This window comes from Desulfococcus sp. (genome assembly GCF_050178255.1).
GTDB lineage: Bacteria > Desulfobacterota > Desulfobacteria > Desulfobacterales > Desulfococcaceae > Desulfococcus > Desulfococcus multivorans.
The window spans coordinates 1-11,002 of the sequence record NZ_JBFXGG010000096.1 but is presented as its reverse complement, the minus strand read 5'-3'; the positions used below and the strand labels follow the sequence as shown (position 1 = coordinate 11,002).

At 55.8% G+C, this 11,002-nt stretch carries 12 protein-coding genes; 8 read left to right on the top strand and 4 right to left on the bottom strand.

Annotated elements, in window-relative coordinates:
* The 4 genes from AB7S84_RS13900 to AB7S84_RS13885 all read left to right on the top strand — a co-directional run.
* Positions 1-423: hypothetical protein (locus AB7S84_RS13900; RefSeq protein WP_428155109.1), on the top strand; the 423-nt coding region annotated here is incomplete at its 5' end.
* Positions 424-533: 110 nt separating this feature from the next.
* Positions 534-1,034, top strand: coding sequence for a ferritin-like domain-containing protein (locus tag AB7S84_RS13895; protein ID WP_020878495.1), 501 nt, complete (start codon positions 534-536; stop codon positions 1,032-1,034).
* Positions 1,009-1,512: a nucleotide triphosphate diphosphatase NUDT15 gene (locus AB7S84_RS13890; RefSeq protein ID WP_040416614.1), complete on the top strand. Its 504-nt coding sequence runs from the start codon at positions 1,009-1,011 to the stop codon at positions 1,510-1,512. Before AB7S84_RS13895 ends, AB7S84_RS13890 begins: the two co-directional genes overlap by 26 nt.
* A gap of 222 nt (positions 1,513-1,734) precedes the next feature.
* On the top strand, positions 1,735-4,371 hold the full coding sequence (locus AB7S84_RS13885) for a cytochrome ubiquinol oxidase subunit I (protein WP_428155106.1): 2,637 nt from the start codon (positions 1,735-1,737) through the stop codon (positions 4,369-4,371).
* Between the two features lie 14 nt (positions 4,372-4,385).
* Here the strand turns inward: AB7S84_RS13885 and AB7S84_RS13880 are convergent, their stop codons facing one another.
* On the bottom strand, positions 4,386-4,715 hold the full coding sequence (locus AB7S84_RS13880; RefSeq protein WP_428155111.1) for a hypothetical protein: 330 nt from the start codon (positions 4,713-4,715) through the stop codon (positions 4,386-4,388).
* Complete coding sequence (locus AB7S84_RS13875) at positions 4,612-5,160, bottom strand: M20/M25/M40 family metallo-hydrolase (RefSeq protein ID WP_428155104.1); 549 nt, start codon at positions 5,158-5,160, stop codon at positions 4,612-4,614. Before AB7S84_RS13875 ends, AB7S84_RS13880 begins: the two co-directional genes overlap by 104 nt.
* A 241-nt stretch (positions 5,161-5,401) precedes the next feature.
* Between AB7S84_RS13875 and AB7S84_RS13870 the strand changes: the two genes are divergently transcribed.
* Positions 5,402-6,769 carry a M48 family metalloprotease gene (locus AB7S84_RS13870; RefSeq protein WP_428155102.1) on the top strand — a complete coding sequence of 456 codons (1,368 nt, stop codon included), beginning with the start codon at positions 5,402-5,404 and terminating at the stop codon, positions 6,767-6,769.
* A gap of 173 nt (positions 6,770-6,942) precedes the next feature.
* Positions 6,943-7,632, top strand: a complete 690-nt coding sequence (locus AB7S84_RS13865; protein ID WP_020878490.1) for a DUF554 domain-containing protein — start codon at positions 6,943-6,945, stop codon at positions 7,630-7,632.
* A 36-nt stretch (positions 7,633-7,668) separates the two neighbouring features.
* On the opposite strand, the gene AB7S84_RS13860 is transcribed toward AB7S84_RS13865, so the two are convergent.
* On the bottom strand, positions 7,669-8,400 hold the full coding sequence (locus tag AB7S84_RS13860) for a response regulator transcription factor (protein WP_020878489.1): 732 nt from the start codon (positions 8,398-8,400) through the stop codon (positions 7,669-7,671).
* Between the two features lie 53 nt (positions 8,401-8,453).
* Positions 8,454-9,407, bottom strand: coding sequence for a sensor histidine kinase (locus AB7S84_RS13855; protein ID WP_020878488.1), 954 nt, complete (start codon positions 9,405-9,407; stop codon positions 8,454-8,456).
* 331 nt (positions 9,408-9,738) lie between these two features.
* Here AB7S84_RS13855 and sfsA point away from each other — a divergent pair, with 331 nt between their 5' ends.
* A complete protein-coding gene (sfsA, locus tag AB7S84_RS13850; RefSeq protein ID WP_040416631.1) occupies positions 9,739-10,419 on the top strand; it encodes a DNA/RNA nuclease SfsA in 681 nt (226 codons plus the stop codon).
* A gap of 143 nt (positions 10,420-10,562) precedes the next feature.
* Positions 10,563-11,002: hypothetical protein (locus tag AB7S84_RS13845; RefSeq protein WP_428155097.1), on the top strand; the 440-nt coding region annotated here is incomplete at its 3' end.

Genomic DNA, 11,002 nt, shown 5'->3' with positions numbered 1-11,002 from the left:
TTCAGCCGAGGCGTCGGTCAAACGGTCGCACCCGAGCTGCGTCTGCCGCTTCAGGAAGGCGGTCCTTACACAGGAGCATGGGTTGCGCGCGACCTTGTGTTTTACTATGAATACGTCCGGCAGGGTGGGGACTTGACGGTTAAAGGAACCGTTGAATTCCGGGGGGGCGTCAGCAATTTCCCCGTCATCCAAACCTTTTATCTGGAAACCTATTATCTGAACGCAGCGGGCCAGGTGATCGCCGTCGGTCGACTTTACAACAGCGGTTGGGGAAAAGCGCTCGAACCCCTCCGGTTTATCCGGCGTCGGGCGATACCTCCTGAAGCCGTCGGGTGGGCTATCGGCTATTCCGGCAGGGCGATAGACAACGGTCCGGCTGGAGAGTCGGCGGACTGGTCCTTCTGGGATACCCCCTTCAAATAGATCCGGATATCATTCCATTTTTTACCTGAACGTCCAACTACCGGAATAAATCGTCAACCCCGGGACGGGTAACCTCATGATGTTCCGGTTCCAAACGCGAGGAGGCGCAGATGCAGGATAATGCAGCGTTAAACATTCTGAAGAGTGCGATGTTGTTGGAGATGCGAGGAAAGGCCTTCTACGAAAACGTGGCAGCACAGTCCGAGAACCCCGATATCAAGCAATTTTTCGAGGCCATGGCCGAGGAGGAGAGTCTTCATATCCGGATGCTGTCGGACCAATACCAATCCTATAAGCAGAGTGGAAAATTCAAGGCCGCGACATATGACGCCGCCTCGGGGAGTGTGGCCTCAACGGTTCTCAGTGCCGCCCTGAAGGAAAAGATTCAGGGCGCAGGCTATGAATCGGCCGCCATCCAGGCGGCCGCGGACATGGAGGAACGCGCCGTAAAACTCTATACGGAGCGTGCCCGCAACACCTCGGATCCCGGGGAAAAGCGGCTTTACGAGTGGCTTTCAGACTGGGAAAGCGGCCATTTGAAGGTATTGTTGGACATGGACCGGGCATTGACCGAGAAAATCTGGTATGACAATCGATTCTGGCCTTTTTGATTTCTGCCCCGCCTGCGGGACGCCGCTGATGCGCCTCTGGGAAAAGGGGATCGAGCGCCGACGTTGCCGACCGTGCGGAAGGACATACTACCGCAACCCCACCGTGGGCGTTGCGGTCATCGTGACGGCGGCGGACCGTCTTCTGCTGATCTGCCGCCGTGGATCTCATGAAGGTCTCTGGTGCATTCCCTGCGGTCATGTGGAGTGGAATGAAGAGGTTCGGACGGCGGCCGGCCGCGAGTTCGCGGAGGAGACCGGTCTTCTGGTGACCGTCGGGCCGGTGTTTGCCGTTCACTCCAATTTCCATGATCGATCCCGTCAGACGGTGGGCATCTGGTTCCGGGGAGAGGTCGTAGGGGGGGCGATGCATGCCGGTTCCGATGCTGCGGAGGTGCGGTTTTTTCCCCTGAATCGTCTGCCGGCCATGGCCTTTCCCACGGATGTGGCCGTCTGCCGTCAGCTCATGTCCGTTCTTTAAGAATTCAACTTTCGACTTTCATGATGTTGACCGGCACCGGCCTATGAAAGTCGAAAGTTAAGTAAGAAGATGATGGAGAAGGAATCCCTCACCCAACGCCATTTCCGTTAAAACGATGCCGGAGCTCCCGGCGTATTGACACACCCCGACAATATCGCTTATAGACGGAAGAGAAAAATATCGTCGTCCATAACAAGCGATAAGATACGGTGAGGAATTGAAATGGACTTAAACGGGGTGTTGCAGTATCCGGTTTGGGAGTTGGACGTGCTGGGCGGGGGGTTTTGGATTGCGCTGATCGCCGTCGTCCACGTTTATATCGCCCATTTCGCGGTGGGCGGCGGGCTTTTCATCGTCTTGACGGAAGCCAAGTCATACCGGGAAAATTCTCCGGCGATGCTGGATTACGTCAAGATGCACGCGGGATTTTTTCTGGTGCTGACCGCCGTATTCGGCGCCGTCACGGGGGTTGGCATCTGGTTTGTCATCTCTGTTCTGAGTCCCCAGGCGGCATCGATTCTGATCCATTATTTCTTCTTTGGGTGGGCGACGGAATGGGTCTTTTTTCTGGGCGAGATCGTGACGCTGTTCGTCTACTACTATACCTTCGGCAACATGGAGCGGAAAGCTCATCTCAGGATGGGCTGGCTCTACTTCATCCTCGGTTGGCTATCCCTTTTCGTCGTCAACGGCATCGTGGCGTTCATGCTGACCCCGGGAGAGTGGATGACCACCCGCGGTTTCTGGGATGGCTTTTTCAATCCATCCTTCTGGCCGTCCCTGGCGTTCCGGACGGCGATGGCATTCATGCTCGCCGGACTTTTCGGATATGTCACCGCACTCGCGGTTTCCGACGCTGATCTGCGGGAGCGCCTCCTCAGTTACTGCTCCAAATGGCTTTTGATACCACTGCCGATCATTCTCGGCACAGGCTGGTGGTATATCGCCGCCCTTCCTCCCGACCAGCAGAAAATGGTTCTCGACATCTCTCCGGAAACGCTCCGCTTCCTGAAGATTTTTCTCTGGATCTCTCCGGTGATCTTCACGGCGGGCATTCTCATGGCCTTTCGCGTCGGCCTTCCCGTCAAACGGGGTATCGCAGGGCTTCTGGTTCTCATTGGACTGGCCTACATGGGGTCTTTCGAATTTGTTCGAGAGGCGGCCCGGCGTCCCTATCTGATCCACGGATATCTCTACGCCAATGCAGCCCCCGCAAAAGCGGCGGATGAGATTCGGGAGACAGGTGTCCTCAAGGCGACGCGGTGGTCCAGGTACCAGGAGATCACCCCTGAAAACCGGATGTCGGTCGGGAAGGATCTCTTCAAATTTCTCTGCAGTGCCTGCCACTCGGTTGGGGGACCCATGCACGACATCCTTTCTCTCACGGAAAAGTTTTCTTTGGAGGGGATGTCGGCCATGTTGAACGGTATGGGCCGGATCAACACCTACATGCCGCCGTTTCCAGGCAACCCTGCCGAGCGGGATGCTCTGGCCGGCTATATCGTTCTGGGGCTTCACGGCAAAGCGACGGAAGCGGCGGTGAAGACCGAACCGATCCCGGTGGAGATGCCGCCTTTCAATCCTGGTGCCGACAACTATGTTCTGCTGGCCTGGAACGCCAAGGGGATGCACTGCGTTTCGGATGCCGACCGCTATTTCAGCTTTGCGACCCCCGGGAACGACATATACGCCCTTCTGATCCGTCGGGGTGAGATCCCTGAGCGAATTACAGAGGGTGTAACCCTTCACTATCGTCTTGAGAAGGATTTCGCCGATCCCGCTGCTCACAGCGACTTCTGGAAATATGCCGGCCGGCTTACGGGAAAAGATCCGGCTGTCGGGACGGGGATTTCGGGTAAGCGCGTCGCCGACACGTTGGACTACGACGACGCGTCCGGAGCTTATGTCGCAACAGCGGTTCCGGTCATGCCCTATACCGAAAACGGCAAATTCATGCCTTATCCCCTCATGACGGTGTGGGCGGTGGACGACAAGGGTGTCGTTCTGGCGGAAACCTGCATCCCCGTTCCCGTTTCGACGGAAATGGGGTGCCGTTCCTGTCACGGCGGCGGTTGGCGTATGGACGGCAAGGCCGGCCTGTCGGACAAGACCGCCGAAGATATCCTGGCCGTTCATGACCGTATGAACAAGACCCGGCTCCTGGCGCAGGCTCAGGACGGAGATCCCGTGAGGTGTCAATCGTGTCATGACGCGGGAAAAGCGCAGATGAATCTGTCTGCGGCTATCCACGGCTTTCACGCCGTTCACCTGACGGAATCCGGTCCGGAAGCCTGCGCCGCATGCCACCCGGGCCGGCCTGAGGGCGTTACCCGGGCCTACCGGGGTATTCATCGGCAAATTGGATTGGATTGCACCCACTGTCACGGCGGAATGGCGGACCATGCCCTCAGCCTGCTGGCGGCGGAGCGGGAGTCGGGCAAAGCCTCGGCGGAGCGGATAGCGTCGCTTTTGAAGCCTGATGCCGTCGCCTCCGCGGAGGCCGTCAATCCCCGGAAGCCATGGGTCAACGAGCCTGACTGTCTGACCTGCCATGTGGGGTTTCAACCACCCGAATCCCTTGACGCCTTCAATCACTGGACGGCGGGGGAAGCAGATCTCTATCGGATGCGGACCGGCGGTGCCGGCCTCATGTGCGCCGCCTGCCACGGCAGTCCCCACGCCCTGTACCCGGCTGACAATCCCTTCGGAAACGACAGGGATAACATTCCACCCGTTCAGTACCAGGGTATGCCGTATCCTATGGGCGCCAACAGAAACTGCAAGGTATGCCACATGCGGGATATGAACGAGGAGGTGCATCATCCAAACTCTCTTGGAATGTTCCGCAATGCCGGATAACGCGTCGTGTTACTTTACGATCGCGTTTTCGGCTGAGGTCTTTCCGGGGACGGCATATTCCGACAGGCGTCCAGAAACTGGTCGAGAGCGCCGTAAAGCCGGGTAATGCTCTCGACGGCGACATGCTCATCGTCTGAATGCTGACTCTGGTCTCCGTCGGCGCCCCAAACCACCCCGGGAATGCCGTGGGCCGATAGAAAACGGGCGTCGCTGGCGCCGTCCTCCCAATCCAGCCGGACGTCAGGGACCATTTTTTCCAGGAGATCCAGAAAAGGGGTCCTGCCGGCCTCGAAGAGGGGTTCCTGAATCGTCACCGTCAGCACGCTTTGAATGCGTCGCTGCATTTCCTCGAGAAGTGCGGGGACGTCGTCGTGTTCGGCGTTCCTCGTCCCCCGTGATCAGAATGCCGAAGGACATATCTGCCTGTCCCCCGGATTGCCGCCTCAGCGCGGCAAGGGTATTCTTGAACAGCACAAGAGACAGGGCTACGGCGTATTTGTCGTCTACGGCGCCTCGACCGTAAAGCATTCCATCCTTTTCAACCGGCACGAACAGGGTATCCGGGCCGTTGACGACATCGAAATGGGTCACCAGAAGGATTTTTGTGCGCCCGGTATGGGGCAGCGCCCAGATGGAGGGGATGCCCGCCACGTCCTGCCGGTGGTAAACAACGTCGTATCGGTCGAGCCAGGCTTGGATATATCGGGCGCAACGATGAAGTTCATCCGTATCGGGCGTGCGTGTTTTGAAACGGATGAGCGTCTTGGTCAGCTCGACAATTTCCCGCATGTTTCTCGCCTTTCTTTGCCGGTGAATTGTGATGGAAGAGCCGCGTCTGTTTTCCATTTCCATATGGAGCTTGGCGCGAAAGCGGCCGCAGGGTCAAGACGATGGGGCTTTACAGGATTTTACCACTGAACACATGGCCGTTCAGGTTGACAAGTCTCGGCAATTATTCCTATCATTGCCGATAGATGTTTCTGTAGAGGCATGAGGATGATTTCGGGGACGAAATGGGACAAGGAGAGACATGATGAAGGATTGCGGAGGTCTGCCGAGGCGGGAAAATGATAACGATCGTTCGAGAATCGGCGGTTTTTCCCGAAGAGATTTTCTGTGGATGCTGCCCGTTGGGGGAATAGGGATGGTCATGGGGTGTGCCGTGGATCCCGTTACGGGGCGTTCCCAGCTGATGCTGGTATCGGAATCTCAGGAGGTTGAGATCGATCGGCAGTACTCGCCAAGACAATATTCAGCGGACTACGGTATCATTCAGGATACGGCATTGAATCGGTACATCGGTCAGGTCGGCCAGAGCCTTGTCCCGCATACCCATCGTACGGGGATGCCGTACGCTTTCAAGACCGTAAATGCCGTTTACGTGAATGCCTATGCCTTCCCCGGGGGAAGCATCGCGGTAACTCGGGGCATCCTGCTCGAACTGGCTGATGAAGCGGCCCTGGCCGGGTTGCTGGGACATGAACTCGGACATGTCAATGCGCGCCATACCGCCGAGCAGATGTCCAAGAGCCAGATTTCTTCAGTGCTGCTCACCGGACTTCAGGCCGCCGCCGGCCTCGGTGCCGCTTCGTATGCCGATATCGCCGGGCAACTGGGTATGCTTGGTGCAAGCCTTCTTCTGGCCTCATACAGCCGCGATAACGAGCGAGAGGCCGACGCCCTGGGGAACGCTTACATGGTTAAGGCCGGCTACAGCACAGATGGCTTCGTGGCGCTGATGGAAATGCTCAATTCCCTTTCAAAAGAAAGGCCCGGCTATACGGACGTTCTTTTTTCAACGCACCCCATGAGCGATGAGCGGTACCGAACGGCCGTGGACGCCGCTCGGACAACCTATCAAGGTTCGCGCAGCGCGCCGCGCCGTCGGGAGCGTTACATGGATAACACCGCCAGGCTTCGCGCCATGAAAGGGGCCGTCGAGCTCATGCAGAAAGGGGAAACAGCGCTTTCCAAAAAGCGGTACGACGAGGCTGAGTCTCTCCTCGATAGTGCATTGAAGCAGGCACCCGAGGATTATGCGGGCCTCGTCATGATGTCGAAATGCCTGGCGGTTCAAAAAAAGAGCCGGGAGGCGGAATCCTATGCCGACAGGGCCAAGGCCGTCTATCCGGGGGAGGGACAGGCCTGGTATGTCGGCGGTTTTGCACAGCTCGATCAAAAGAAGTATCCGGAAGCCTATCGGTCCTTCGACCGTTATGATCGGTTGTTGCCGGGAAATGCCAATGCGACGTTTTATAAAGGATACGCGTTGGAGGGAATGGGCGACAAGACGAACGCGGCAGCACATTACCAGAAGTATCTTCAAGCGACACAACAGGGGGCTCAGGCACAGCATGCGTACAACCGGCTCGTGGCGTGGGGCTATATCCGAAAATGATCCCGGCGGGCTCTCTCAGGGCAAAGACGTGTCGTCCGGCGATCCGAAGCGATCTTTCAGGTTGACACCCCGTCTGCGGTTGCATATGTAACAGACCGTTTTCATGTATCCGCCGATGCCGTCGCCTCGGGAATACGGTATGCGGGTCTGTCATCTCAGGAAGGACGGCCGTTTTGCTGGGAACACTGGTCAACACATTGGCAATCGTTTGCGGCGCCCTGGCGGGGCTTTTGCTGCGGGGCGGCGCGCCCGAAAAATACACGTCGACGGTGATGCATGCCATCAGCCTCGCCGTCATTCTGATCGGCCTGAAGGGCGCCATCGACACACCGGACATCCTGCTGGTGATTTTCAGCCTGGCCATCGGTAGCGTCATCGGTGAGATGCTTCGCATCGAAGAGCGCCTGGAGCGTTTCGGAAACCGCCTTGAGCGACGTTTTTCCAAAGAGGAGGGCGGGTTCTCGAAAGGCTTTGTTGCCGCAAGCCTGCTCTTCTGTGTTGGATCCATGGCCATTGTAGGCGCTATGGAGAGCGGACTTACAGGAGACCACAAGACCCTCTACGCCAAGTCCGTTCTTGACGGTGTGGCCGCCGTTGTCTTCGGGTCGACCTTCGGTATCGGCGTTCTTTTTTCTGCTGTTTCAGTCTTCTGCTATCAGGGGTTCATCACCTTCACGGCGACGCTCATCAAACCGTTTCTTGTACCGGCGGTCGTCAGTCAAATGTCGGCAGTCGGTGGTTTGCTCATAATGGCCATAGGCTTCAATATGCTCGAGATCAAGCGGATCAAGGTGGGCAACATGCTGCCCGCTATCTTCATCCCTCTCGCCTATTACATCGTTCGCAGATTCGCACCCTTTTAGCCGAGGGAGCTGAAAGGGTGACGGCAATCAAAGACGCTAATCGTGGTCGAAGACATATCCCACCGCCCGGAGGCTTTTGAAAAAAACCGGCTTTTTAGGGTTTTCCTCGAAATATTTGCGCAAGCGAACGATGAAATTGTCCACCGTCCGGGTCGTCGTCTTTCCGGTATAGCCCCAGCCTACCTTGAGAAGTTTGCTGCGGGAGAGGGGCTTGCCACGATGGGCGATAAAAAGTTTCATCAGCCGCAACTCCTGCTCAGTGAGGTGGATCCTGCCGCACCGGCATTGGGCCGTCGCCGTCCGGAAGTCGATCGTGTTGCCGCCGAAAACATAGACTGTCGGTGTCGTGTCCAGGACCGTATCCCGGGCATCTTCGCATCCTCCGGACCATGCGCATCGCTTGAGCAGGCGTTCGATGCGGAGCAGCAGCTCGTCCAGGTGGAACGGTTTGGTCAGATAGTCGTCCACCCCGTATGAAAGCCCTTTGATCTTATCGTTGTGAGCGCTTTTGGCAGACAGGATCAGAATGGGAATCTGGTCGTCCTCGAGGCGGATATGCTGAAGAACCGATAATCCGTCAATCACCGGTAGCATGATGTCGAGGATGATGAGATCGGGTCGCTCTGTCTTCCAACGTCTCAGGGCATCGCCGCCGTCCCTGGCGATGATCGGCGAATAGCCCTGAAGGGTGAGGTTCAGCTTCAACCCTTCCGCAATATGGCTTTCATCCTCGACGATCAGGATGCGTTTTTTGTTTTTTCTGATCATGGCATTCCTCAACAAACCGCGATTGACATCGATTCCCTTTCCAGATCTCGGGGTCAACGGCGACGTGGCAGAAGCAGGGTGAAGACCGCGCCTTCCCCGGGTCCGTCACTGGAGGCGATCACCCGACCTTTGTGGAGCCTGGCGATATTCTGCACCAGATAAAGCCCCAGGCCGCTCCCCTTGGCCGTCATATCATCGGAGCGTCCCACCTGATAAAACTTTTTGAAAATCCGTTTGATTTCCGTTTTTGGGATGCCGATGCCGTTGTCCCGGAAATGGACGGCGAGGCGCTGTTTCTGCCTCTCGAAAACGATATCGATTCTGGGCGTCCGGGAAGTGTTGTATTTAATGGCATTGGTAAATATATTGATCAGGAACATTTCGAAAAGGGGGACGTTGACGGTGTATGTGAAAGGCGCATCATCGGGATCGTGGATCTCAATTTGACATCCTTCGAACAGGTGGTGGTTTTCGGTGATGAAGTCTTTCACCAGTTGAACCATGTCGGAATCGACAAATGCTCCCGCATAGCTCTTGCTCTCGATGCGGGCAAGATTCAGGATGCGACTGATGTTGTCGGAGAGGCGTCCGACGTCCTGAAGCATATAGCGGATATAGGTGATCTGATCGGTTCTGGGAATGTCGTGTTTGAGAAAAGTTTCAAGAAAAAGCTTCAGAGACGTCACGGGGGTTTTGAGTTCATGGGTGAAGCTGTTGATGAAATTGTGCTGAAGGCGATACAGTTGAACAGTTTTCTGGCTGTAGACGAAAATGGCGAAGATGCCGATGAGAATGATGCCCACGAGGATGGACAACACCAGAATCACCATCCATGTTTCCGATTTCAGCACCTGCTGGGGATCGATGTTGAATTTTCGGGCGATGGTTTCCAGGTTCTTGCTGGCTTTGGTGTACCAGTATATCGACAGAAACAGCGACAGCACCAGGGCCAGTATGGAGAAGATGAAAACAAATAAGGGGTGATAAAACCATCGTGTATGTTTCATAATTGACTGCCCTCATATACCGGCGAATCCTGAATGTCAATTTTCGTCATCTCACGGGAGTGTCCGGACATGATGCCGGGTTCGGTTTATGCTCAGCGCTTACGTTCGTTGACGCGTAAACGTAATATCGACCGGAATTCGGCAGGGAGACGCTTCCCGCAGGGATCATGGCGTCCAGGTGCGGTGTCCGGGGGGACAAAAACCCACTGATCAAAAAATAAATACAACCGTTCGCTCTGTTCAGTCAACATTACGAAAGTCAGGTTAAGGAGATTCAGTGACGACATATCCGATATGCAGATCCTCCGCTTCAGAGATAGGGTGGCCCGAGATGATCCCCGGCAGACTGATCAAGCGATATCGACGATTTCTGGCGGACGTGGTGCTCGAAAACGGTCAGGCAGTAACGGCGCACTGTCCGAATTCAGGAAAGATGACGAGCTGCTGCGAGCCTGGAATGCCGGTTTACCTGTCCTTTCATGATAATCCGAAACGAAAATTGAAGTATACCTGGGAAATAATCAGAATGCCGACATCTCTGGTCGGCGTCAATACATTGGTCCCCAACCGTCTTGTGGCGGCATCCATTGGTCAGGGGCTTGTCGAGGAGCTTTCGGGGTATGCATCGGTCCAACGGGAGGCATCGGTAGGCCGCAACAGCCGAATTGACCTTTTGTTGTCCGACGGTGCGGGCGGCCGATGCTATGTTGAGGTGAAAAACTGCACCTGGGTTCAAGATGGAGTGGCGTCTTTTCCCGATGCCGTCACCGCTCGGGGCTTGAAACACCTGGTGGAGCTTCGGCGGTTGGCGAAAAAAGGCGACAGATGTGTCATGTTTTACCTGATTCAGCGCATGGACGCCGAGTATTTTGTCCCGGCGGATGAGATCGATCCGAAGTATGGCGAGGGGCTGCGGCTTGCGGCGAAGGAGGGGGTTGAAATTCTTGTATTCGATGTGGTGATAACGTTGGAGTGGATTCGGTTGAATAAAAGAATTCCCTACCGATTGTGAGGTGAAGGAATTCCCCGACCGGGAAAAAAATGTTTACAAAATCAGCATGATCTTATATTAACGAATTGCAAATTTGTTATGATTACCAATGTATGGGCTGCTTTCTTTCTGTTTAACCGGTTATACACGCAAAGAGGGTTTTTATGGCAAAAAAAACAACGGTAAAATCAACCTCCAAAAAGAAGACCGTCGCGAAGAAAAAAAAGACCATGAGTGCAGGTGCCAGGCAGGGCGGTAAAAAAACGCCGGCGGCGAAAACGGCGACGGCGGGGAAAAAAACAACCGTAAAACAGAAAAATCCGTCTTCAAATGATCTGCTGATGAGAAAATTTGACCGGTGGCAGCCGGAGCATCTGTATGCAGCGCCGAAGGACGCAGACTACGCGGCGGGTTTTTCGGCGCCGCCCCGTATCGATGAAGGCGACAGCCGCATGCGGGATATTTTGAGCCGGAAATTCGATTTCGATTTTGCGGCGGTGTCGAAGCCGCCGAAGCCGAGGCGCACGACAGCCGAGCTTCTGCGGCTGAAGTTTGACCGGTGGCAGCCGGAGCATCTGTATGCAGCGCCGAATGACGCAGACTA